The sequence below is a fragment of the Halobacillus massiliensis genome (genome assembly GCF_900166625.1).
Taxonomy (GTDB): Bacteria; Bacillota; Bacilli; order Bacillales; family Halobacillaceae; genus Halobacillus_A; species Halobacillus_A massiliensis.
The window spans coordinates 1,146,466-1,170,679 of sequence record NZ_LT800499.1; the positions used below are offsets into that span (position 1 = coordinate 1,146,466).

Sequence of the window (24,214 nt, forward strand, 5' to 3'; positions counted from 1 at the left end):
TTTTATATTTCTCCCAGCCCTTTTTGCTTTTTACGCTGAAAAAACGCCAGCGACCAAATGACATTCAGCCAAACCAGCCCCGCAAGCAAACCGGCTGCTGTGTCTGTCGGATAATGAACCCCAAGGTAAACCCTCGACCATAAAACCATCCCAATGATTGATAATGTCACTACGGCTGCTGCTGTTTTAAGAATAAGACTTCTGCTTAAGTAAAAGACAACCAGTAAGAGCATTCCATATGTAAAAGTCGCATACATGGAATGCCCGCTCGGAAAAGCCTGCAGGCCGGATGAGGTCAAAGCCTCAACAGCTGGACGATCCCTGTCAATAATAGCTTTCAGCACATGGTTAACTTCTTTTACTCCAAAAAAGCCGAGGAAAATCCAAAAAACCATACGAAATCTTCCCAGCGTGAGCAGAAGAAGCAAAATCGCTGCTCCGATTCCAAAACAAATAAAATAATCTCCGAAATGAGTGAAAAAGCGGGCTTCTTCAATAACTGTCCCCTCATGAGAAGTAGTAAACCATTCGACGGCCCGATCATCCCACTTTACTATGTAAGATGTATCTGTGCGAACAGCCCAAGTTAATAAGATGAAAAGCAGCAGAGAACTGCCTGCTGTTATAAGTGATCTCTTCATGATCAATCCCCCACTCTTAAGATATGAAGCTGACGAATCTTTAAACATATCATGGTGCAAATTCCTTAAAATTGAAACGAATAATTCCTTCTAACGTAAAAGAAGGGAAGGATTTTTATTCTTTCTTCCGTATTATCATTTTAATGAAGAGAGGGAGGATGCCGTTTATGATATGGATTCAGGCTTTTATTTTTATAATATTGCCGATGATTTTACTTTTGCATTTATTAAAAAATGTTTATCCCGGCAGAAAGCTGCTGATTGCCGATTGGCTAGGAACCGGGATGTTCATCGCGTTCCTGTTTTTCATTGGGCCGTGGCATATTTTTATTTACTATTTAAGGTATGTCTGGGTTGTCTTATTTATTGTCACCACTTTTTTTGTCATTAAAAAAGTTTCCAGACTTCCTGTGAAGGGACCGAAGAATAAAAGTTATAAGTTTTCCATGGGAATTGCCATCTTCCTTACGATTTACTTTGGGTTTGTAGCTGTTACTGGGATTACTGGTTACTTTTTTACAGACAAAGAAAAGGCGATTAAGCTGGAGTTTCCTATGAAGGATGGTGTGTTTTCTACGGGCCATGGGGGAGCAGATCCATCGATTAATTATCATAATGAATACCCGCCTCAGCAATATGCCTATGATATTCTGCAAATTAACGGATTTGGGATGAGGGCAGCAGGCCTTACTCCTGATGACCTGGAAAAATATAAAATTTACGGAACCCCTCTGTACAGTCCGTGCAGTGGCGAGGTGCTTGCAGCAGTTGACCAATATGATGACATACCTCCGTCTCTATCTTCAGATAGTAAACCCGAGGATCCTGCCGGCAATCACATAATTTTGGCCTGTAAGGGAGCAGAAGTCCATATTGCTCACATGAAGCCTGGAACAGTGGAAGTAGAAAAGGGAGATGAAATGAATACAGGTGATATCCTCGGAGAAGTTGGAAACACGGGGAATACAACGGAACCCCACCTTCACATACATGCGGAAAAAGATGGGGTTGGTGTGCCGATTACTTTTAATGATCGATTTTTGAAACGAAATAGTTTAGTGTTCAACTAGTAAAAAGAGGAGGAAAACAGTGGTTCAGCTAATCGAAAATATATATGAGCTTTCAATCGTTATGCTGCTTATCAGTTCTTTTATGTTTTTTTTATATTTAAAGAAGCGAAAACGGGAAAGAAAACTCACTACTTTTGAGTGGGGAATGATGCTTATAATCCAAATCACTTTTTTTCTATGGGCAGGCAGTTAGCTTCTTCTCATATTGGATAAAAGTTAAAAAAGAGATAGAGGATTTATAGGAAAGTATGAAGAAAATAAATAGAGAAGTTTTAAATAAAAGGAGGTATTTTTATGATTAATCAGCTTGGCCAGGTTATGGTGTATGTGAACGATCAGGATAAGGCCGTGCGTTTCTGGACAGAGAAGGCCGGTTTTCAGGTGCTTGAAGATCAGGAAGAGGGAGGCATGAGATGGATCGAAATAGCTCCAGCAAATCAGACGGGTTCCACGATTGTGCTTCATGATAAGGAAATTATTTCCCGCATGTCTCCTGAATTAAACCTCGGGACTCCATCGCTTATGTTTTTTACGGAGGATTTGGATCAACTGTACAATGACTTTAAAAATAAAAATGTTACTGTAGGGGAAATCGTTGAAATGACATCTACACGTGTATTTAACTTTTCCGATGAAGAAGAGAATTATTTTGCGGTTATGGAAAAATAACGTATCCAAAAACCCCTTGAGATACGTAATCTTAAGGGGTTCTTATCATACATATTGTAAAATACGACCCAGCTCTTTATGTTCCTGATAGTTTTTTATAATCTTGCTTTTCTCAATCATCAATTTTTCTTCAGATCCTTGAAAAATCGGCTTTCGATCGGCAAACAAGAGAAATTCATTACTTAATTTTTTTAGTTCATACCAGTCATGGCTGATATATAGCAGCGTTTTTCCTTCCTGGTGAAGCTGCTTCAGCCAGTCAATGATGTCTTCTTTAGCCGCCAAGTCCACACCGGCTGTCGGCTCATCCAGCATACAGACGGAAGGGTTTCTCAGCAGACCGACGCAAAGATTCACCTTTCGTCTCCAGCCTCCAGAAAGACGCTCCACACGTTCACCGAACACCTCATGAAGTCGAAGCGTTTCAATCATTTTTGCTAAAAAATTTTCATCTGTTTTTTGTTTCTCAAGGCTGCTCCAAAAAGAGATTTGTTCTTTTACTGTCAGTTCTTCATATAAAGCAATGTCCTGAGGAACATAGCCTATGGCCTTACGTACACGGCTTATCGATTTCTTGTAAGGCGTGCCGGAAAAGGTAATCTCACCGTTGGACGGTCTTTCAATGGAAGCAGCTAATTTTAGAAAAGTGGATTTGCCGGCACCGTTAGGACCGATGATGCCGACAGAGCTTCCTTCACGAATGGTTAATGAAAAGGGATCGAGCACCTGCTTGCGTTTGTATTTCTTCGATACTTCCTTAAATTCAATCATGAATCGGCCTCCTTTCTAAGGTTTTTGTGTCAGCCAGTAATGAGGCCACAGCTCACTCCATCCGATATCCGCTGCCGTTAAAGTAAAAGAACCTATCGCAAGAAAGACGAGTCCCATAAGACTCCAACGTTTTTTTCCCATTCCCATAAATAAACTCCATGTCAGTAGTAAGGTCACTGTAAATACAGCCAACGCCCATAGGTTCCACTCTTGTACAAGATCCATTGGTGTCTCGGAAAAATAGAACAGTGCGTTTATCCCAAGAGCAAATGGAAGCAGGCTGATGATCAGGAAGACTATAAAATGGCCGGCAAAATAAGCATGAGCAGACTTCTGGATAAGAAGAATCCGCTTTAAACGGCCCGATTGTACATCTAACTGAATGGTTCTTAAGTAAAAAATGGATAATATCCACGCATAAAGAAAAACTAGCTGGATCACTGTCACCTGCCATTCCTGCAGGCGCAGTATTTCTATTTCAGGTTCCAGGGGTGAGCGTTCTTCAAAGCTCATTTGAAACAAAGGATTGGGTTCCCAGAAAGAATCCGAATATTGAAATGCTTCATCATAAGTGGTCTGTCCTGCAAGTTCCACTGCATTTCCAGCTTTTGAATTAAGCGCAAGCCTCATCAGCTCAGCTCCTAATGCTTCTTTTGCAAACACATCGAGCAGTGAATCTTCTGATCTGAGCCATGTGATCGTATCTTTTATTTCACCCGACTGTATGGTTTCTTGAAACCCTTCTTCTATAACAAATGCTGCTTCCATATCCCCTCGCTGCACTTCTTCATTTGCTGCTTCTCTTGATAATGGCATAAGACGAACACGGGAGGAGTCTGCCATTCTTTCCAGCACCAATTCAGAAAAAACGCTGTTGTCTTCATTAACAATTCCGATAGGTACAGCTGTCTGCTCGGCTGTATTTTTGAAGTAAGGATAGAAGACTGTCATGCAAATCAGTGGAAAAAGGAGGAGCAGCAGAGGAGCGACCGGACGCTTTTTCCATCGATTAAGATGTAAAGAAAGATAAGTAAGCATCGCGCTTCTCCTTTCCTAAGCCTGCGATGAGCCCTAGTATATTCAGGCCAATTCCCCATACGGCCAGATTGAGCAGCGAGTCAGTCTCCTGTTCGAGAAGAAACGCCTGAAATATATCATAACTGAACCTAAAGGGATTCCAAGCCGTCTGCAGCCATTCAGGAAGGTAAATGCCTGGAAGGAAGACACCTGCGCTAAGTGCTCCAATGATTGCAGCGATAATAAAGATAAGAAAGCGAAAGCTCAGTGGAATGTTCAAACTATAAAGCAGACCGGCAAGCGATGATATCAATAAAGCAATCAAACCAAGACCTATGTGCAATAAACTGCTGTATGGGATATCAGTTACTGCAACGTGGATAAACAAAACAAACAGCTCCAGTATAGTAAATAGAAGCAGCCACCATTTTAACTGTTTAACCAGCACATGATGGGCAAAAGTTAAATGAGCCATCCTCCACCTCATCTGAATGGAGGAAGTCATCGTCTTTCCGTCCAATACTTGATAAAACGCCATAAACAAAATAGCCAATACATGCGTAACTGCAATTACAGCGTGATTTTCCCAGCCGATACTCGCTCCGCTTATAACCAACTCCTCAACAAACGCGTCATTACGATCAAGAGCAAAGAGAGTATATGTCACGATAGCTTCTTGAAGCCGGATCGATCGTTCATCTGCAGGAAGGTTGCGAATATGTAAATCATATACCGTGTTTACGGCACTTTGTGATGCGGAAATATATTGAGCCCCGCTGCTTAAAAGAATATTCAGCAGTGAACCATGCAGCGGCTGATCCTTGCTCGTAATGACTTTTATCGGATCATTTTCTCCATTCATTAAGCTCTCTGTAAAGCCTTCCGGAATGATCATGATACCAGCGGCTTCTCCGTTTTCAAAGGCTTTAAATGCTTCTTCCTCATTCAAGGGCTCAAGCTTCATAGCCTGTTCCATCCGTTTCTCTTCAGAAATTTGGTGAATTAGCGCTTCCGTCTGGAAGGTTTGATCCTTATCGATAACTACAGCCTCCACGGGTTCCTGCTGCTCTGTAAAGAAGCTCTGAAGACTTAGAAAGGTAATAAAAAGCAGAGCGAGTGGTATAACTACAGATAAAAAAAGAGGGGCTGGCCGTCGAACGGTTGCCCTCATTTCATGTCTAAATAACGAGAACCCATTCATAGGGGCTGCCCTCCTCTAACTAATTTAATTAAAATCCGCCCATTCCGCCGAAGTTACCCATGATGGACATCATATGTTTTTCGAAATTCGCCTGGATTTCCATAGAAATTTTTTCCCACTCTTCATCTGTCATTTCCATGGCCTGTATCGTTTCGTCTTCACTTAAAGAAGGGAAGGATAAATCGTCCGTAAAAGTAATGTCCTGATCATAATTAAATTCAAAGTTCATACCGGCTGTTCCCACTTCAGGATTTTCTGCACTGCTTTCAATTCCAATTTCTGTGACTTGGTTCACCTTGTTGTCTTCTTCTTCCGTCATTGTTGTATTTAAGAAGCCGGAGACATCTGGAAATAACATCATACCCTCTTCATTATTCTCATTTGGTTCCTCGATGTTCAATGTAAAGGCAGTCTCTGAACCATTATCTACGTAGTCGGTATTTAAGACCAGTTCACCATTAAACGAATCACCTTCCATATCTCCTGCGAACCCGATGGTATAATTAACATGAAGTCCGTTATCGTTTGGCTTTCCTTCCTCTACATAGTTGATAGTAAAGCTGTCCTTTTTGCTTTCAGGCTGAATATTTACATCTACTGTATTCTTATAAGTGTCTTCATCTTCTTTTAAGTAACTGCTGGTAATCTCGATCATAACTTTTTCTTCACCTTCAGGCTGCAAGTTCATCGTCCATATTTGATGAGCAACTAAATCATCTTTCAGGTATGCTTCAATTGTTATGCCCTCAGGAAGTTTCAAATTTTCCACATCATTGATTGTTTTGTCGATTTCATCTTCAATTTTTATCATCGCACTTTCATTATCCTGCTGCATCAATGTCTGGGTTTCAAGCAAGCCTAATATGGCTTCATCTTCTTTCATTTTTTCTAGGAGAGTGACCAGCATTTGCTGAGCTTCTTCCTCACTGATTTCAATTGTTACTTTGTCATAGTTCTCTCCATCAAATTCTGCATTTTCCGTTAAAGAAAATTGATCTTCATTTAGTTCTTTTCCTAGTGTAACCATATAGTCTTCCAAAAGTTCTTTACTTTCCTCGTAAGTAAGCTGAGACTGCATAAGTTCTGCTATGTTAGGGAGTTCGGTTACTCCATTAACAGGCTGCCCTGATTGCTCCAAAAATTCACCATAGTCATCATTAGCCATAGCGAAATATTTATCATAAACAAAGGGGGCATGTAGAGCTGCTTGATCTTCATTTTGATAAAGTTCTACATTTCCAACGCTTGTGCCCTGCACCTTTAAGTCCAGGGCAGCTGCCATTTCTTTAGTTTCTGGATTGAGTTTTCTATTAACTTCAAGTTCAGAAGAAGACAAGATTCCTTGAGCCATGGCTAACTCCGGAACCATCTGCATGCTATCACCGCTGACCCGCATATCCATTGTCAGTGTTCCAGTTGATTCATTAGCTTCTTTGGCCAGCCGATCGCTTAAAGCTAAATAATCGCCCGCATACTGATCCATTCGCTCAAATTGCTCATCCATTGTGTTCTTCTGGGCTTTCATATACATCGTCATTGGATCACCCGTCCGCAGCACGGCATATGCAGTTACACTGATTACTAATATAACTAGTACTGTTAAAGCCATGATCAGCTTTTTGTTTAACCCTTTTTTTGTTTGTTCTGCGCTCATCCTTCTCTCCCTTTCGTCATTTACTCTTTTATAATTCCTCTAATATTACGAAAATGTTTCAAAATGGTTTCAAATATTGATAGAAAATGTAAAAATAGAGACTAATATACTTATATGGATAACTTGGGTAAGTCTTTTATAAATACTTTCTTCACCTCCGTATAAATGAATGATAGGCTCGTGCTGCACACCATCTTATGTATATGATTCATTACAGGAAAAATAGTGATGATTTTCATTATTTTACCTGTAACTTATTTATATTATAATACGTTTAGGTAATTTAACCTAATCTAAATCTGTTTTAAGTGAAAGTCTAGGGGACTATGCAGTTCTTTAGTATGAAAAAAGAGGATTATCAAACAGAAAATATCGATAAGTCATATGTGAATATGAGGAAAGTTATAGAAAGGAGGAAAAAATTGTTTCAGATTTATTTGGTTCTTTTATTACTGGGAGCTGTTATTGGAAGTTTTGCCTGGTGCCGCAAAAGAGGGGGAGAAGATCTCCAACACTCATGGCTTGTTACTTATCTATCGGATTGAATCTTTTATTAATGGTTATTTTATACATAACGCCTAATATCGAAGAACGTAATGTATTTGAAGCCCTTTACTTTATCCTCATGATAGGGATTCCGGCTGGATTTATTATAAGTGTCATTGCTCTGTACAAAAAGAGTGAAAATTAATACTTCCCGTTATCTCGTTTTTCTTATCACTAATTTTAATGGGAACCTTTATAATTTATTGTCTTACTAGTTTAGTCTTCTCACGATCTAAATCCACCTAAGGAGAAGTTGAAATGAAGAGAATCATTATTTTGATACGGATGGGGCTTTGCTTCACTTGAAGGTACATTTGAAAAAAAGTAATAAGTTATGAGGAGGGGTATTATCCAGTTAATAGTAGGCATATTGGCGATCATATCTTCAGCGCTGTTTTTAGTTTACTGGGGAAAGTCCGGCTATGATTATGAAGGGAGAAATAAGGGAGAGGAGGAAGAATAAATGCACTTTATCGTTAACCTCATTGAGTACTGCCTTTCAAGAAAAAAGACGCTCGTTTATGTAACCTTCAGCATGAAGGAATATTACAAAATTGCCGCTAAGTTAAAAGCAGGTTCCATTAAGTACCGAACGGCCACTACAGCTAATATGTCTTCCTCTCCAGGAGGGCCGTACAGTGATTATGGATCTGAATATAAGGTTTATGTCCAAAAAGAAGATAAAGACAAAGCGTTAGAGGCCATTCACCATTAAAGTTTTGTCCAATGCCGTTTATAAAAATAGGAAATTTACGCCACTTCATGATACCTTCCTTTCGATTATAAAATCGAGAGGTTTTTTATTTTATAAAGATAGAAAGGGTGTATGAAGATGAGCAATAAAATCTTTGCATTAGATGCAGGCCATGGAGGAAAGGATCCTGGAGCCACCGGACTAGGACTTAAAGAAAAGGATGTTGTTCTGGAAATTTGCAAGCAGATAAAGGGGTACATGGACAGCCAGTATCCAGGTATAGACTGCCGGCTGACGAGAAGTAAGGATGCTTTTACATCGCTTGGCGACCGCACGAAGAAAGCGAATCAATGGAAGGCCGACTGTTTTGTCTCTGTTCATATTAATAGCGCTGCTTCAAGCACAGCAAATGGGTTTGAATCTTTCATTTATACGACAGACGATGAAAAGTCAAAGTCCCACTCTCTTCAGCAGAAACTCCACTATCCCCTCGCGAAAATATGGACAGAAAAGGGGCGAAAAGACAGAGGAAAGAAAAAAGCGAACTTTGCGGTAATCAGGGAGTTTAAAGGAGCGTCCGTACTATTGGAGCTTGGATTTATTGTGAACCAGAAGGACAATCAACTTTTGCGACGTCAGGATTTTATAAAATCTAATGTTACCACTATAGGTGACGCAGTGGCTTCCTATTTCGGGATGTCGAAAACTAAACCTGAGACTCCTGTTTATCGAGTAAAAGTAGACGAACGGCAGGTAGGAGCTTTTTCAAAAACAGAAAACGTGGCTCGAGCTGTTACGACTGCTGTTAAGTCAGGCAAGAGTCGTATTAATGTGGAGCTCGTTAAATAAGGGTCTTTCTGGAAATTTACGCTGGGAATTTTACGAAGTGATTTGAAAAGAGAAAAGCCGGTTCTGTTAACTGTAGAAAGAGAAAAGAGGCCTGTGAAATAGCTCGCTGTACTCGCTGATTTCATCTTAGCTCTATCTCCCTGCACAAGTCTAGATAAAGAGCTGTTCCGTTTATGATGTATGAAGAAAAAGCGGCTGGGAAATCGCTCGCTTTCCGCGGGGAGCCGGTGAGCTAGCTCGTTACACTCGCGGATCTCACCCTGGCTCTATCTCCCTGCAGGAGTCTCGCCATTTCCCATCCTCTTTAAATTTAATGGGGGAAAACGGAACGCTGTAATCTCAGTAAGCTCTCTCATGGGATCGATCCTATCTTCTTAAATGTTTCTTTACATTAATAAACATAAATTGCAGGGGGAAACGGCGAGACTCCTATGGGAGGATAGAACAGGGGGAGATCCCGGAGGGCTAAAAGCCCGAGGAAGCTCACCGTTCGCCTATGGAAAGCGAGTTGTTTCCCCCGGCCCGGTTCTCTTTATTCAGGCAAACGGAACAGGACCTTATATTTTTGAATATCAGAGGTCCTCAGCAGAGAAGAACAGGGGGAAATCCAGAAGGTTTTTCCTGAGAATGCTCACCGTTTACCCATCGAAAGCGAGTCTTTTCCCGACCCGATATACTCCTCGACAACAATTCAGAACATTTTCAAAAATAAACGTTGTGTTCTTCCCTACCTTTTGAAATAATTGGTATTGAAACTGTAAACAAAAAATACTTACTTTTCCATAAAATAGAAAAATTACATTTTAAGTGTGAGAAATAAGATGAAATTAACGGTTCTATTTAACAATACCAGGCTATTACAAATAATAATAAAGCAGTTACATATATAGCTCATACGTACTCTGAAACAAGAATGCTTTTTTAAATAAAGATAATTGGAGAATACGGGAGGAGGGAGTACACAGGTTTTTCTTGTGTACGGTCGGATGAAAAAAATAGCTTGCTTCTTATTATTGTTCGTTGTCGGGGTTCTTGCAGGCTGCAGCGAAAGCACCAATAACGAACCGGAAGAAGAACTTCAGACGAGCGAAACAGCTGAAGCTCCGACGGATAAAGATAGCAGTACTCATTCAGATGTGAATGTTGAGGCTTTTGAATTTAATCCAGATGATACGATGGCCTGGATGAAAGCAGAACCTGGTCAGTATTCAGGAGAGGCATATGACGAAGAAGCTGTGAAAGCAGAGATTGACCAATGGCCGGAAGAATTAGAAGCTGAAGAATATTTTTCCAGAATGATGGCTTTAACCGCTGAAGATTATCGGGAATACCAGGAAACCCTGGACTCTGTGGAAGTTGAGTTTAAAGAGATCTCTGCATCGCCTGACGAAGAATCTGGCGAAGAAGGAAACTCGCTTCTGCCAAAACTTAATGTTCAAATTCTCCTCGATGCAAGCGGAAGTATGGCTGGACAGATTGACGGTGAAGTAAAAATGGATCTTGCTAAAGAGGCTATTGCTGAATTTGCTGATCATCTTCCAGAGGATACGAGTGTATCTCTAAGGGTTTATGGTCATGCGGGGAGCAGTGAGGAAGATGGCAAAGAGATTTCATGCTCAACTACCGAAGAAGTTTATCCATTGGGTGAATATGATAAAGAAACGTTTAATGAGGCATTGGATCAGTTTACACCAACAGGATATACACCAATTGGACTAGCCATGGAGGAAGCCGCAGATACCTTGAAAGAGGAAACAGGGGAAGACGTAGAAAATATTATTTATGTGGTAAGTGATGGGGATGAAACGTGCGGGGGAGATCCGGCGGCCGTAGCTGAGAAGCTGCATGCCTCAGAGGTTGAACCTTTAATCAATATTATTGGTTTTGATATTGCTGAATCGGAGCGTGAAGCTTTAGAAGCCATTGCAGAAGCGGGAGAAGGCGAGTATTTCCGTGCAGATACAGCACAAGACCTGCAGGAAACGTTTAGAGAAGAACGTAGCGAACTCATTGATCGATGGTATGAATGGGTAAGCGAAAATGTGACTGCAAGCTATGAGCAAGTCAGCGAATATGTCGATTTATCCAACGAGTACTCAAGTGAAGCTGTCCAACTAAGCAATGAAGAAGAGCAGAGGCAGAGAGATTTAACAAGATATATGGAAGAAGTGTTGGAAGATGCTGATACTATTGCTGTAAGAAGTATGATTTCCACCCGGGCTGTCAGTATGAGACAGCATATCCACGAAGAGTTTTTATCTATGCGGCAGGAAGCAAGGGAGAAAGGTCTCGCCATCCGTCAGCAGGTGCGTGAGAGAGGACTGGAAGAGAGGCAGGAGTTAAGAGAGCTCGATTAAAACCTTCTATAAAATACAACAAGCGCCGTTCAAAAAAGAACTGGTGCTTTTTATTTGAATAATAGTGGCTCATGCTCTATCACCATATTCTACCATTCTTCATAGAATACTATATGTCGAGTATAGGAGGTGAATAAGGTTATGAGTTGTCGCTGCAGCAAATGCGCTAAGAAAAAAGACAAACAAAACACTATCGTCCATCCGACTAGAAAGATTGTAAAAAAAGATACGGAAGTAGAAGTCGTGAAGAATATCTATCCTACTGAAGTTATTAACGTTCATAAGAAAGTAATTAAAAAGAAAAATTACTATCCAGTAGTGGAAAAAGACGTTTATGAAATCGTAGTAGAAGAATTCAATTGCGGGAAAGACAAGAACAAATGCTATCGTATCTGGTAGATGATACTGGAAAAGGAGAATGCTCCTTTTCCATCTTAAATACTATACATATTTGGTGAAGGGGCTTTAAAATGAAAGAAAACTTAAAGTTCGCATGGATAGCTGCATGGTTTGCCCTTGTCGGTCAATTACTTTTTTTATTGGTGTGTCTTTGTATACCGGTAACTGGGGTTATGTAATGTGGAGCTTTATAGTCAGCATGTCTGCAGGATTGCCTGGTGTCATTCGTACGAAACGGGCGCAGAAAAAAGCAAAAGCAGGCTTGAAAGCAGAGAGCACCTAAAAGGATTGTTTTTTGTCACAGAAAGGTCAGAACCTATTCACGAAATTGTTAAGTTTCCCGTTCGTGTCTTCATTATAATTTTGGTATAAATAGAGTGAGTCTAAAGACCTGAAAGGAGTTTACTCATGAAATTAAAATACATGTTTTTTCTAATTCTGTTTATTGCTTTTCCATTACAGGCTGGAGCCCATACCCATTTGGAAAACTCTGAACCTGTACAAGGCGAGACTGTAACAGCTGAAAATCCGCTGATAACTCTAAATTTTGATTCAGCTGTTCGGGATCCAAATACCATAATAGTTACCGATAAAAATGGTGAGGAGACAACAATTGAGGATATTAACCATTCTCCAGAAAATGTAATTGAAATTACTCTGCCAGAGAACTTAACAAGCGGAGAAATCGAACTCTTTTACAGTATCGTAGGCGAAGACGGTCATGTCATGGAGGAGGAACTTCCATTCACTTATGAAGGTCTATCAGAAGAGGAAGCGGCTGAATCTGAAGAGAGTGCAGAAGAACGGGCGGCGAAGATGGCAGAAGAATCTCAGCAGGAGGCTGAGCAGGAAACAGAAAAAGCCAATAATAGTGCTTCTGAAGAAGATACCACAGGGAACTCGTGGCTGCTGCCTGCTATCGCTGTCGGATTAGTTGCTTTAGCAGTCATCGCGTTTTTAGCTACTCGTAAAAAGTCATGATGTACGCGTTAACTAACGGGCTGTTGTATGTCTGTTATTCCATTATTTTAGGAGGAAGCTACCTGGCTTTGCTTCCCAAAGACTCCATAGTTAAAACTACCATAACTAGAAAAACGCTGATTGTAACGGCTGCTTTTATCCCGGTACTTGCTGCTTTTCCGATCATAGAGTTAGCAATAGCTATTAATGAATATCAATCAGGCGGGCTGCTTGAAAGTTTTAATTATGTGATCCATCATATTGAAACAGGCCAAGCATGGGCTGCTTTAGTTTTCTTAACACTTCTATTTGCTGCCGCCATGTTTTTAATTAAAAATACAGGAACTGCTTATTTCACAGGTCTGTTTATTCTGCTTGGAATCATATTGACTCAAAGTGTGGTCGGACACTCGGCAATTATGGCAAGCTATCAGGGTGCTTTATCCCATACCCTTCATCTTTTAGCTGTTTGTTTGTGGGCCGGCATCTTACTGGCAGTGAGCTGGTTTTCAAAAAACGAGCAAAACTGGCAGGCCTTTGTGGAATGGTTCACGTTTATGGCAGTTGCCTCTATAGTCTTCATTACATTCACAGGACTTATAATGACCTTTACGCTTACAGAAAGTATCGTTTCTTCATGGATGCTCTCTTATGGGCAGGCCTTACTGTTGAAGCATATCTTATTTATAGCTCTTTTGCTATTTGCGTTTATAAATGGCTTTCTCATTAGAAAGAAAGTCCAGGAGAAACCCTCTTTTTCACCTAGAATCTGGTGGAGGGCAGAAAGTGTAATCATCCTTCTTATCTTTTGTATCACCGGGTTTATGACAGAACAGGAGCCTCCCCATAATATTGAACAAACATTGAATCGGGAGAATGCATCCGTACTTTTCCAGACGTTTGCTTCTGTAGATATTCAGCCTGCCCTTGTTTTTGCTCCTAATCTGCTGAGTCTTTTCTTTTTCATTTTAGCGGGCTTTTTTCTTTTCTCTATATTCGTTATGTTTAAAAAAAGAGATTCTGCGATAGGAGCTCTTGCTATGGCTGTCATAGCTGTATTTAGTCTATATATTGGTCTGATGAGCAGTGTGACTTCCGGATAAGGGATTCCATGTTTAATGGAATTACAGATTGGGAAAAAATGTTGTGTACCCACTTCCAATAGAAAGGATGAGCACTATGGCAGGAAAATCACAGTATCAGCCCATCAGAGGGAATGGGATCGAATTATCAGATGCCCAGGAAGTTGTCTATGCTAAAGAATTCAAGCAAGCAGATATTGCAGGAGGCTATCGAAAGCCTAAAGTTGAAGAAGCAAAGCAGAAGAACCCTAATTTGAAGAAATAATGAACGATTTTAAAAGCAGCTTTTAATGAGCTGCTTTTTTTATTTACCTAAACTAGACATCTTCCATTAAGGGGCGTATAATTCAATTAGTTTCACTAACTAACTATTATTTGGGAGGGTGCGAATGAAAACTCATCGAACACTATTTTATGAATATGTTATGTTATACCGCCCTTATATCAATAAGTTAAATGAATGGCTCGCTCCATTTCATTTATATGCCTCACAGTGGTCCATTTTAAGTCATTTGTGGCAGCAGGGCGGCCAGACGGTCAGTGAGATTTCTTTACATAAAAAGGTGGAGAAACCAACAACAACAAAAATGGTTCAAAGACTGCTGGAACTCGAGCTTGTGGAAGTCACTTCTGGTCGTGATAAACGTACAAAGACCATTCAAATCAGTGATTATGGATTGGATATCTGTCAACAGATCGAAGAAAAAATAAGTGAATATCAGGCCTACCTTCTAGAGGACTTTTCAGAGGAAGAGCAGGAGCTGGTTATCCGTGTTTTACAAAACGTGTCTGAGAAAATAGGAAAGGGTAAAGGATGAGTGCAATGAATAAAGAAAAGTTGTGGACCAAAAGTTTTATATCTATTTCTGTAGTAAATTTTGTAATGATGCTCTCTATGTATTTATTAATCGTCACAATGGCTTCCTATGCTGTAGAAACACATGGGGCCTCTACAAGCATGGCTGGTCTCGTATCAAGTATTTTTATCATCGGTGTTTTGCTTGGCAGGCTTTACAGTGGAAAGGAAATCGTGAAGCACGGAAGTAAAAAGATGCTTCTGGCTGGTATTATATTCTTTGTACTCATTACCTTGCTGTATTTTATACCTTCTAACATTTATGTACTGCTGATGATTCGTATCTTACATGGAGTCGGAGTGGGGCTGGCAACAACAGCAACCGGTACGATCGTAGCTCAGGTGATTCCAGAGAGCAGAAAAGGAGAAGGAATCAGCTATTTCAGCCTTAGTATTATCCTATCAACAGCTATCGGTCCATTAATTGGAATTGCCTTAATCCAAAACTTTGGATATGCAAGTATATTTATATTTTCTTTAATTGTTGGTATTGCAAGTCTCTTCATTGCACTTCCCGTTGAGGAACCTCAAGTGGAATATAGAGAAGAACAAAAGGAACAGAAAGGGTTTAAGCTTTCAAACTTCCTAGAGCCTATGGCACTGCCTGTTTCGATCGTCATGCTTATAGCTGCACTGGCTTATTCCGGAACTTTGGCTTTTATTACCTCTTACGCGGCAGAGATCAATTTAGTAGGGGCGGGGAGTATGTACTTTTTAGTGTACGCTGTGGCTATTTTAATTTCCCGTCCATTTACCGGGAAGCTGATGGATATTAAAGGAGCTAACAGTGTAGTCTATCCCGCATTAATCCTCTTTGCGATCGGTATGTACATGTTGAGTCAGGCTCAAACCAGCTTAGTCTTTTTAATGGCGGCTGCCTTAATTGGACTTGGGTATGGAAACTTTCAATCTATCATTCAGGCTGTTGCTATTAAAGTGACCCCTAAGCATCGAATGGGATTAGCTAACTCCACCTACTTTATTATGATGGACCTCGGAATTGGAGCCGGCCCCTTTTTACTAGGTTATATCATTCCTGATTTCGGATACAGAGGACTCTATATGTCGATGGTCGCTTTAATTCTGGCTGGAATTTTAGCCTATTATTTTCTGCATGGCAGAAAAGACAGACAGATTACACTGTCTCAAATGGAAGCTTGATACAAAAAGGAGCGGTGTTGATACCGCTCCTTTTTATATTTTTGTAATGGTTTTAAGTTCAAAGTGATCGGCAACCCAGTCGAAATTTTTCCCTGCATGAAACAAATGCTTTTCAGAATAATTATTAATACCTTCCCACACATTATTATCTTTCACTGTAAAGGTATAACTTTCTCCTTCTGTGAAAAAACAGTGGTGGGGAGCGTCGAGCGCTTTTTTAAAAGACTCTTCATCTACCGCTTCATTCAATGACTTAGCTATGTTACTTATAATACTACGCTTACATTTTGCTTCAAATTGCATATCCTGCACCTCTTTTTTTAATGGTATTCTTTAATAAGAGTTTTACCAGAAATTAAGAGATTTATAACTTCATAGATTTCTTTTTTACATAAATGATAGGAGATGGAATAAAAGGTGAGGTTATTTAGTGCATTAGTAAGTTTAAGTTTAATCTGGGGTTTGTCTTTTGTATTTATTGAAAATCTACTGGTACCGGCAGGAGTGTGGGGGACTGTTTTTCTACGCTGCTTAGCAGGTGCCGTTATTTTGACTCCATTCTTCCTCCTGAAAAAGAAGAAGCTCTCTTCACCTCTGCCCTGGAAAGCTGTTATAACCCTTGGTATAGTGAATGCAGCACTGCCATGGGGACTGATTGCACTCAGTCAGACAGTGATCACAAGTAATACCGCAGCTGTCTTAAATGCCACAACTCCCATTATGACTGGATTAATTGGTTTCTTTATTTTTTCGGTAGCTTTAAGAAAGCAGCAATGGGCAGGAATTGCTATTGGGTTTATCGGCATCCTTGTACTTATGAACTTAGATGTGACCACCTTATTCCATGAGAACTTTGTAGGAATTGGAACGATGGTACTTGCAGCTTCGTGCTACGGATTCGGTTCTCAATTTACAAAACGTTATTTAAAAGGCCTTGATATTATTGTTCTAACAACTATTTCCTTATATATAGGGGCCGCTGCCGGTGCAGTACTTACAGCTATTTTCGATCCTTATTTTTATAAAACCATTCTCTTATCGGCAGATAGAAATCTTTTCATATCGCTGATTGGCCTCGGGTGCTTTGGCTCTGGGATTGCCCATCTTCTGCTTTATTACTTAATCAATAACGGGGGTCCCGAGTATGCCAGTACCGTCACATACTTAGTTCCGCTCTCCGCCTTGTTCTGGGGGAATTTTCTTCTAGGGGAACCTGTCACACAAAATTTAGTTGTGGGATTAATCATCATATTCAGCGGAGTCTTTTTAACAAGTCAAAATACAAAGTTTTTAAAAAATCGCCTCACTATGAAGGGAAGGGGGTAGAACGAAAATTCATCGCTCTTTTTATCGTTTTAAAGCGGCAGCCTCTCCTCGTAAACCAACGTAAAAAACTAATTTCTTATCTCTCGCTAATGTTATGATAGGAAGACATAAATATGGGGAGAGGGGCAATACATATGGTGCTGAAAATGGAGAATGTCTCCTTAAGGAGAGGAAACCGATGGATATTAAATAATATCAACTGGCAGATTGAAAAAGGAGATCACTGGGCACTGCTCGGCTTAAACGGCTCAGGAAAGACGCTGATTTTAAATCTCCTAAACGCCTATACTTTTCCAACAAAAGGAGAAATCAATGTACTTGGTATGCAGTTTGGCAAAACTTATCTTGCCGAGCGTCTGCGCCAGCAAATTGGTTTTGTTTCTTCTGCCATCCAGCAAAAAATTCACAGTGGTGATAATGCTTTTGAAGTCGTTTTAAGCGGAGCTTTTGCTTCAATTGGTTTATATGAAAAACCTTCAGAGGAGATGAGGGAAAAAGCGATATCGCTGCTTGAAGAGCTGGGCTGTAATGAGTACGCCAACCGAAATTATGAAACTTTGTCTCAAGGAGAAAGACAGCGGGTGTTGATTGCAAGGGCTTTAATGGGGGAGCCTTCTCTGCTGATTCTTGATGAACCAACTAATGGACTTGATTTTATTGCCCGGGAAAAGTTGTTAGAATCTATTGAAAAGCTTGCAAAGAAACCCGAAGCGCCGACTATGATTTTCGTGACACACCATGTAGAAGAAATTCTGCCTGTCTTTGATAAAACGTTGCTTCTAAAAGAAGGAGAGGTCTTTGCTTCAGGGGACACAAGATCCATGATTAACACCCATCAGTTAACTCACTTTTTTGAACTGCCTGTCGAAGTAAACTGGAAGCAGGAACGTCCATTTTTAGCAAAAGTAGAAGAGGCTGAGATTGACCGTTAGCAGAGACGTCTCCCGTTTCTATAAAAGGGCATTAAAAAAGCGTGAAATCTAATAAGATTTCACGCTTTTTTTCATTTATTTAGGGATTCATTTTTTATTTATTCTGTTGTTTCTTTCCAGCCTTCTTCAAATAACATTTTACCAGGCCACGTATAAGCCATCACTCCACCGTCAGCTGTAATCGTTTCGCCAGTTACAAATGAACTGTCTGACGATGCGAGGAACAATGCAACAGTTGCCATTTCCTCAGGACGGCCGATTCGGCCAAGTGGTGTTACCCATTTCTGTGCATCCCTGAACTCTGAGCCGCTTTCTTCTTCCTGTGATCCAGCCAGTTCGTCAACGAGAGGTGTTTCGATCGTCCCAGGAGCAAGTGCATTGACGCGAATGCCGGAACGCCCGTAATCAATGGCCATTGTTTTCGTCATATTAGTAACACCACCCTTGGCTGCATTATAGCCGGAACGATCCAGATCAGCCGCTAAACCAGACATCGACGTGACATTAATGATAGAGCCCCCATGATCAAGCATTAATGGAATCAAGAATTTACTAACGAGAAATGTACCACGAAGATCGATGCTTATGATTTTGTCGAACAGTTCGATCGGATATTCGTGCAGCTTTCCGCCTTCTTGATCCACACCTGCATTATTAAAAAGGACATCGATCGTTCCATATTTAGACTGGACGGTTTTTGAAAAACTCTCAACCATTTCATCTTTGGCTACATCCAGCCCGAAGGCTTCTGCTTTGCCTCCATCCTGTTCAATCTGCTGAACAAGTTCCTCAAGTTTATCCTTGCTTCTTGCACAGCAAAGCACTGTCGCACCTTCTTTTGCGTACAATTTGGCTGTCGCTCTTCCAATACCTGTGGAAGCACCTGTAACTACTGCTGTTTTATTCTCTAATTTTCCCATAACAAACGTCTCCTTTAGTAATCTTTTAACATTGTCTTCCTCACAGGAAGATCAGATAAACCTTTGGAAACGGATGCAAATAAAAAAACATCAATTAAACTAAATAAACGAAATGGAGACATAAAACAAGACCCTGACAAGTGTCAGGATCCGGCTGCTTAGATTGCTATTCAGCTTTATTTACTTTATAAATTTCTTTGTAGGCTTCTTCAGCCATCCATTTAATAAAATTCTTTTCATCATGCTTTAATTCCCGGCCAACTTTTTCCTTGAAATCTTCCATCAGACCAATATAAAGCTGGGTATGAGTCATGATATCCTCCTCGATATTTATTCCCCTGAATTAAACATCTGAGTTTCTCATAAATCTCTAGTGTCCTATTATATTACCATTATTTTCTTCGATAGAAAACATCTAATATGCATCTTTTTATTATTACAGATAAAGCCCTGAAATTGTCCTTAATTTTCTACGGGCACATAAGTTTCGGTAGAACGGTTCCGTCCTGGCCAGAAATAACCAAGGAACGCTCCAATTAATGCTGGAAGAATCCAACCGAGTCCAATTCCATAGAACGGTAAATAATCCATATAAAGTACTCTTATGGACTCTAGTGAAGCGACCTCTGTACCGGGAAGGCTTTCTGTTAACGCAGAGTAGCCGTCGATGATGCTGACGAATAGCGTCAGCACAACGGCTCCTGAGTAAACGCTGCGTTTATGGGCAAACAATGAGGAAAAGAGCCCTAGGAAAATAAGAACAATAGCAAGCGGATAAAGGAACATTAAGACAGGAAGCGCAAATTGAATGATGTTAGTTAAGCCGAAATTAGCAACACCGAAAGAAACGGCACAAAGCCAAAATACAAACGACTTATAGCTTACTTTCGGGACAATGCTGTGAAAAAATTCACTACAGGCCATAATCAGGCCGATGCTTGTTTTCAAACAAGCAAGTACGATAATAATCGCGAGCAGAATCGCCCCGAAAGCACCGAAGTAATTTTGAGCTACTGCTGCAAAGATCTGGCCTCCGTTGCTAAAGGTGCCGACCGCTGCCACGCTGGAGGCTCCCATATAAGTGATCAAACCATAAATCAGCATCATCAGCCCCATGGCAAACATTCCTGATTTCCAAGTGGCACTGGCAATCATTTTCGTATCTGTTATACCCTGCTGTTTGATCGCATGTATAACGACAATCCCTAAAGCGAGCGATCCGAGAGCATCCATAGTATTATAGCCTTCTGTAAAACCTGTCATGAAGGCAAGACTCGAATAATCGCCTATTGGTTCCTGAAAGCTTCCCATTGGCTGGACGAGTGTTACGATGACTAAGATAAACAAGAATCCTAAAAACGTCGGTGTTAAATACTTACCAATATAGTCCATAATTTTGGCGGAGTTTAGTGAAAAATAATAGACGATGGCAAAATAAATAAAACTAAAAATTCCTAGCCACAAACCGATATTGGTAGAAGATATAAACGGCTGAAACCCGACCTCAAATGGTACTGTCGCCGTACGCGGAATGGCGAAAAATGGGCCGATTGTTAAGTAGAGAGCCACAGAAAATGTCAGCCCAAACAGCGGATGAACACGTCCCGCTAAATCCCGAAGTCCGCTGCTTCCTGATAAAGCAATAGCCAGAATTCCCATTAGCGGCAGTCCCACTGCCGTTACTAAAAAGCCGCTCAAGGCCGGCCAGAAGTTTGTTCCCGCCATCTGTCCAAGCTGAATGGGGAAGATTAAGTTCCCTGCACCAAAGAACAAGCCAAACAGCATCGTTCCTATGATGGCGTAAGTTGAAAATGGTATTTTCTTTTCCATATGAATGTCCTTTCTAGCTGTCATTTTAAAAAATCTAAGGTAAACAATAAGGATAATAGTAACAGGAATCGAGAGAAGCGACAATGGCAGGATTAGCCAGTCTTCAAAACATGACAGTGAAACTTTTTTACTACTCCTTTTGTAAATCGATAATGGCAATAAATCTGAATAAGAGAGGTCCTATATGAAAGGAAAAACCATCCATTAAACCCTTGACTAAATCCCGGGGTTTTTATTTTTTTGGAGATGTTCACAAATCTGTACGATCTTTTAAATTCCTTCTCTCTATTTAAAAGTGTTATAATGTTTCATTGTTGCAATAATGAATAGTCATTCAATCATCGTAGAATGGAAGGATAACATGAAAAGTATTTGGCGGATTTTTACTAATGATATAAAGAACATCGGAACCAACTGGGTGGCAGCCTTATTAATAGGGGGATTGACCTTACTGCCCTCTTTATATGCCTGGTTTAATATTGAAGCTTCCTGGGATCCATACAGCCAGACAGACCAATTGCCGGTGGCGGTCGTCAATGAGGATGTCGGAGGGGATGTACGGGATCAGGATATCCATGTGGGAGACGAATTAATAAAGCAACTCAAAAATAATAAAAAAATGGACTGGAAGTTTGTCGACCGTAAGGAAGCGATGGATAAGGTTGAGTATGGGGAATATTTTGCTGCAATTATCATCCCTGAAGATTTCTCCGAAAAACTGGGAACCGTCGTAAGCGGTCAGCCTGAAAAAGCTGAGATAGAATACTATGTAAATGAAAAAACGAATGCCGTTGCTCCGAAAATTACCGAAACCGGGGCAAGTACGATTGTTGATCAAATTACAAGTGAGTTTATTTCAACCGTAAATGGTGTCATTTTTGATTTGTTTAATGACCTCGGATTAGAACTGGAGAAAGATCTGCCCGATATTAAACGTTTTGAAAACTATATCTTTGAAATGGAAGAAAGTCTGCCTGAAGCTCATAACTTGCTGGAGAATTCGTTAAACGATGCCAATAGCGCTCAGAAGATTATAGATGATGCTCAGGCTTTGATTCCTCAAGCGGAAAAGACAACAGCACAAGGACTGCAGACTATTGATGAGACAACGGCATTTTTAACAGAAGCGGAAAACCGCCTGAATGAAATAGAACCTCAGGTGGAAGAGGACTTGAATCGTATCCAGGAAGAAGCCAATAACGTTAATGAATTTATTCAAAGTGTGCAGGGTGCTGATATTGATCTTAGCGATGGAGAACGGTGGAGTCAGCAGATTGATGAGCAAGTGAATTCTTCTATTGAAAATATAGATTCGATTCAAGCGGCATTAAATCAGCTGGAGGAACAAAGTGCTGAAAGTGAAGAGGAAGAAAATACAGAAGAAGAGGAAAGCACAGAGGATGGAGAAAACCCAGCCTCACGTCCCGATCAAGAGCAGATTGACCAGGCCCAGGATCAATTATCTGCTTTAAAAGAAAGGTTGGAAGGTATCCAGGAAAACAGCGGAGAGATTCGAGCGTTTCTGGAAGAAGAACAGGGAGAAGCAAACGACCTTCTCAGTTCCATTCAGCAAAAGGCAGAAACAACAGCCGAGGAAATTGATGCATTTGTTACTGAATATAACGAAAACATCAAGCCTGTGGTCAAAGAAGAAGTAAATAGTGCTCAAAACACTTTAGCTAATGCTCGAAGTATATTAACAGAGATCCAGACGACGATTCCCGAAGTTGAACAGCTCCTTTCAAATACAGAAGGCAATTTGGCTGAGGGAGAAAAGACGCTGGATGAAATCCTTAAAGAGTTTCCTTATGTGAATGAAAAAGTGAATCAGTTAGCCGATCGAATCAGGGAAATCCAAGGAGAAACAGACATTAATGATATCATTGAACTGCTTCAAAACGATCCCGAAGCTGAGAAAGGATTTTTTGCGGAGCCTGTTCAGCTCAATAAGAATAGTTTGTTTGCCATCGATAACTACGGAACAGCTATGACTCCTTTTTATACGGTTCTTTCCGTTTGGGTAGGATGTCTGCTGCTCGTCTCACTTTTAACTACGGATGTCCATCATTTTGGAAAAGTGTCTGGCAATCAGGAATACTTTGGCAAGCTGATGACCTTTGTAACGATAGGCTTTCTGCAGACAATCATTGTCACAGTCGGTGATATTTTTGTCGTAGGAGCGAGTATCGCTGAGCCGGTCTGGTTTGTCCTCTTCGGACTGTTGATCAGTCTTGTGTTTATGCTTATCGTCTATACGCTCGTCTCTGTATTTGGGGATATTGGAAAAGCAATGGCCATCGTTATGCTTGTGCTGCAGATTGCTGGATCAGGAGGAACTTACCCAATTGCTTTGCTGCCGGAATTCTTCCAGACCATTCACCCATTTCTGCCTTTCTCCTATGCGATTGATCTGATGCGGGAGGCTGTAGGAGGAATAGTCTGGGAACGAGTATATCGTGATGTAATCTTTTTATCTATATTTGGACTGACAGCCTTAATGATTGGCGGATTCTTGAAAAAACCTTTAAGTCGTCAAACGAAAGCTTTGATGAAGAAATCAAGAGAATCAGGACTGTTTCACTAGTCTTTTAAATGTTTAACAAGAAGGACTGACCCTTAGTTGAGGATCAGTCCTTTTTTTCGTTGAAAAGTTATTGATATGGGCTTAGCATTCTTGTTCTCTAAAAAGTACTATGACTTGTAAAAACGCTTTTTAGTGAGGACAAATCCGATAGAAAGTAGTAAGGAATTCCCTTGTTCCGTTTACCTTAATATAGAAAGGTGGGCCAGGGGAAACAACTCGCTTTCCATGGGCGAACGGTGAGCTTCCTCGGGCTTTTAACCCTCCGGGATCTCACCATGTTCTATCCTCCCATAGGAGTCGCCGATTCACCAGACCCTTTATGCTTATTGTAGTAAAGAAACATTGGAATAGTGAGGACAAATCTGATAGAAAGTGGTAAGGAATTCCCTTGTTCCGTTTACCTTAATATAGAAAGGCGGGCCAGGGGAAACAACTCGCTTTCCATGGGCGAACGGTGAGCTTCCTCGGGCTTTTAGCCCTCCGGGATCTCACCCTGTTCTATCCTCCCATAGGAGTCTCGCCGTTTCCCCCGGCCCTTGATGTTTTTCGGAGTAACGGAACATTTTAGAAGAGCGTTCTCATTAAAGAGCTTACTGAGATTACAGCGTTCCGTTTACATCAGCATCATTAAAGAGGCTGGGAAATGGCGAGACTCCTGCAGGAAGATAGAGCCAAGGTGAGATCCGCGAGTACAG

25 protein-coding genes are annotated in these 24,214 nt (G+C 40.7%); 16 read left to right on the forward strand and 9 right to left on the reverse strand.

From position 1 onward, the window contains the following. Window positions 1-2 precede the first annotated feature (2 nt). The gene (locus tag B7E06_RS05715; RefSeq protein WP_179133978.1) at window positions 3-641 is read right to left on the reverse strand and encodes a phosphatase PAP2 family protein; all 639 of its coding nucleotides are present in this window, start codon (window positions 639-641) and stop codon (window positions 3-5) included. A 167-nt stretch (window positions 642-808) separates the two neighbouring features. Between B7E06_RS05715 and B7E06_RS05720 the strand changes: the two genes are divergently transcribed. The 3 genes from B7E06_RS05720 to B7E06_RS05725 all read left to right on the forward strand — a co-directional run bounded on the left by B7E06_RS05720 (window position 809) and on the right by B7E06_RS05725 (window position 2,380). Further along, entirely contained in the window at window positions 809-1,711 is a 903-nt protein-coding gene (locus B7E06_RS05720; protein WP_082233080.1) for a M23 family metallopeptidase, read from the forward strand. A gap of 19 nt (window positions 1,712-1,730) precedes the next feature. Next, window positions 1,731-1,904 carry a hypothetical protein gene (locus tag B7E06_RS21775; RefSeq protein WP_179133902.1) on the forward strand — a complete coding sequence of 58 codons (174 nt, stop codon included), beginning with the start codon at window positions 1,731-1,733 and terminating at the stop codon, window positions 1,902-1,904. 101 nt (window positions 1,905-2,005) lie between these two features. Next, window positions 2,006-2,380 (forward strand): VOC family protein, encoded by a 375-nt coding sequence (locus B7E06_RS05725; RefSeq protein ID WP_082233081.1) that lies wholly within the window; start codon window positions 2,006-2,008, stop codon window positions 2,378-2,380. Between the two features lie 45 nt (window positions 2,381-2,425). Here B7E06_RS05725 and B7E06_RS05730 read toward each other — a convergent pair whose 3' ends face one another. The 4 genes from B7E06_RS05730 to B7E06_RS05745 are packed head-to-tail and all read right to left on the reverse strand — an operon-like array spanning window position 2,426 to window position 7,023. Further along, window positions 2,426-3,151: an ABC transporter ATP-binding protein gene (locus tag B7E06_RS05730; RefSeq protein WP_082233082.1), complete on the reverse strand. Its 726-nt coding sequence runs from the start codon at window positions 3,149-3,151 to the stop codon at window positions 2,426-2,428. 15 nt (window positions 3,152-3,166) lie between these two features. Beyond that, window positions 3,167-4,189, reverse strand: coding sequence for an ABC transporter permease (locus B7E06_RS05735; protein ID WP_082233083.1), 1,023 nt, complete (start codon window positions 4,187-4,189; stop codon window positions 3,167-3,169). Then, the gene (locus B7E06_RS05740) at window positions 4,161-5,369 is read right to left on the reverse strand and encodes an ABC transporter permease (protein ID WP_082233084.1); all 1,209 of its coding nucleotides are present in this window, start codon (window positions 5,367-5,369) and stop codon (window positions 4,161-4,163) included. The genes B7E06_RS05735 and B7E06_RS05740 overlap by 29 nt, the downstream gene beginning before the upstream one ends. A 28-nt stretch (window positions 5,370-5,397) precedes the next feature. Then, window positions 5,398-7,023 (reverse strand): DUF6583 family protein, encoded by a 1,626-nt coding sequence (locus tag B7E06_RS05745; RefSeq protein ID WP_082233085.1) that lies wholly within the window; start codon window positions 7,021-7,023, stop codon window positions 5,398-5,400. A gap of 422 nt (window positions 7,024-7,445) precedes the next feature. On the opposite strand from B7E06_RS05745, the gene B7E06_RS22225 reads away from it, so the two are divergent. The 10 genes from B7E06_RS22225 to B7E06_RS05800 all read left to right on the forward strand — a co-directional run bounded on the left by B7E06_RS22225 (window position 7,446) and on the right by B7E06_RS05800 (window position 15,927). Continuing rightward, a complete protein-coding gene (locus B7E06_RS22225; RefSeq protein WP_281249039.1) occupies window positions 7,446-7,568 on the forward strand; it encodes a hypothetical protein in 123 nt (40 codons plus the stop codon). 464 nt (window positions 7,569-8,032) lie between these two features. Then, window positions 8,033-8,284 (forward strand): hypothetical protein, encoded by a 252-nt coding sequence (locus B7E06_RS05755; RefSeq protein WP_082233087.1) that lies wholly within the window; start codon window positions 8,033-8,035, stop codon window positions 8,282-8,284. Window positions 8,285-8,401: 117 nt separating this feature from the next. Beyond that, complete coding sequence (locus B7E06_RS05760) at window positions 8,402-9,112, forward strand: N-acetylmuramoyl-L-alanine amidase family protein (protein WP_179133979.1); 711 nt, start codon at window positions 8,402-8,404, stop codon at window positions 9,110-9,112. 986 nt (window positions 9,113-10,098) lie between these two features. Beyond that, window positions 10,099-11,469 carry a VWA domain-containing protein gene (locus B7E06_RS05765; protein WP_082233089.1) on the forward strand — a complete coding sequence of 457 codons (1,371 nt, stop codon included), beginning with the start codon at window positions 10,099-10,101 and terminating at the stop codon, window positions 11,467-11,469. 141 nt (window positions 11,470-11,610) lie between these two features. After that, window positions 11,611-11,868, forward strand: coding sequence for a CotD family spore coat protein (locus B7E06_RS05770; protein ID WP_082233090.1), 258 nt, complete (start codon window positions 11,611-11,613; stop codon window positions 11,866-11,868). 408 nt (window positions 11,869-12,276) lie between these two features. Further along, window positions 12,277-12,849, forward strand: coding sequence for a copper resistance CopC family protein (locus B7E06_RS05780; protein WP_082233091.1), 573 nt, complete (start codon window positions 12,277-12,279; stop codon window positions 12,847-12,849). 68 nt (window positions 12,850-12,917) lie between these two features. After that, complete coding sequence (locus tag B7E06_RS05785; RefSeq protein ID WP_179133980.1) at window positions 12,918-13,931, forward strand: copper resistance D family protein; 1,014 nt, start codon at window positions 12,918-12,920, stop codon at window positions 13,929-13,931. A gap of 76 nt (window positions 13,932-14,007) precedes the next feature. Beyond that, the gene (locus B7E06_RS05790; RefSeq protein ID WP_082233093.1) at window positions 14,008-14,175 is read left to right on the forward strand and encodes a YfhE family protein; all 168 of its coding nucleotides are present in this window, start codon (window positions 14,008-14,010) and stop codon (window positions 14,173-14,175) included. 124 nt (window positions 14,176-14,299) lie between these two features. Then, window positions 14,300-14,728 (forward strand): MarR family winged helix-turn-helix transcriptional regulator, encoded by a 429-nt coding sequence (locus B7E06_RS05795; protein WP_082233094.1) that lies wholly within the window; start codon window positions 14,300-14,302, stop codon window positions 14,726-14,728. Between the two features lie 5 nt (window positions 14,729-14,733). Further along, window positions 14,734-15,927 carry an MFS transporter gene (locus B7E06_RS05800; protein ID WP_082235925.1) on the forward strand — a complete coding sequence of 398 codons (1,194 nt, stop codon included), beginning with the start codon at window positions 14,734-14,736 and terminating at the stop codon, window positions 15,925-15,927. A gap of 33 nt (window positions 15,928-15,960) precedes the next feature. On the opposite strand, the gene B7E06_RS05805 is transcribed toward B7E06_RS05800, so the two are convergent. Beyond that, window positions 15,961-16,230 (reverse strand): hypothetical protein, encoded by a 270-nt coding sequence (locus B7E06_RS05805; protein WP_082233095.1) that lies wholly within the window; start codon window positions 16,228-16,230, stop codon window positions 15,961-15,963. A 114-nt stretch (window positions 16,231-16,344) separates the two neighbouring features. Here B7E06_RS05805 and B7E06_RS05810 point away from each other — a divergent pair, with 114 nt between their 5' ends. Both B7E06_RS05810 and B7E06_RS05815 read left to right on the forward strand, forming a co-directional pair. Continuing rightward, entirely contained in the window at window positions 16,345-17,253 is a 909-nt protein-coding gene (locus tag B7E06_RS05810) for a DMT family transporter (protein WP_082233096.1), read from the forward strand. A 134-nt stretch (window positions 17,254-17,387) separates the two neighbouring features. Beyond that, on the forward strand, window positions 17,388-18,185 hold the full coding sequence (locus B7E06_RS05815; RefSeq protein WP_082235926.1) for an ABC transporter ATP-binding protein: 798 nt from the start codon (window positions 17,388-17,390) through the stop codon (window positions 18,183-18,185). Window positions 18,186-18,283: 98 nt separating this feature from the next. Here B7E06_RS05815 and B7E06_RS05820 read toward each other — a convergent pair whose 3' ends face one another. The 3 genes from B7E06_RS05820 to brnQ form a co-directional block, all read right to left on the reverse strand. After that, window positions 18,284-19,105 (reverse strand): SDR family oxidoreductase, encoded by an 822-nt coding sequence (locus tag B7E06_RS05820; RefSeq protein WP_082233097.1) that lies wholly within the window; start codon window positions 19,103-19,105, stop codon window positions 18,284-18,286. A 166-nt stretch (window positions 19,106-19,271) separates the two neighbouring features. Beyond that, window positions 19,272-19,418 (reverse strand): hypothetical protein, encoded by a 147-nt coding sequence (locus tag B7E06_RS21780; protein ID WP_179133981.1) that lies wholly within the window; start codon window positions 19,416-19,418, stop codon window positions 19,272-19,274. Between the two features lie 149 nt (window positions 19,419-19,567). Further along, a complete protein-coding gene (gene brnQ, locus B7E06_RS05825; RefSeq protein WP_082233098.1) occupies window positions 19,568-20,935 on the reverse strand; it encodes a branched-chain amino acid transport system II carrier protein in 1,368 nt (455 codons plus the stop codon). A 361-nt stretch (window positions 20,936-21,296) separates the two neighbouring features. Between brnQ and B7E06_RS05830 the strand changes: the two genes are divergently transcribed. Next, window positions 21,297-23,519, forward strand: coding sequence for a YhgE/Pip domain-containing protein (locus tag B7E06_RS05830; protein ID WP_179133982.1), 2,223 nt, complete (start codon window positions 21,297-21,299; stop codon window positions 23,517-23,519). The last annotated feature ends 695 nt before the right edge of the window (window positions 23,520-24,214 follow it).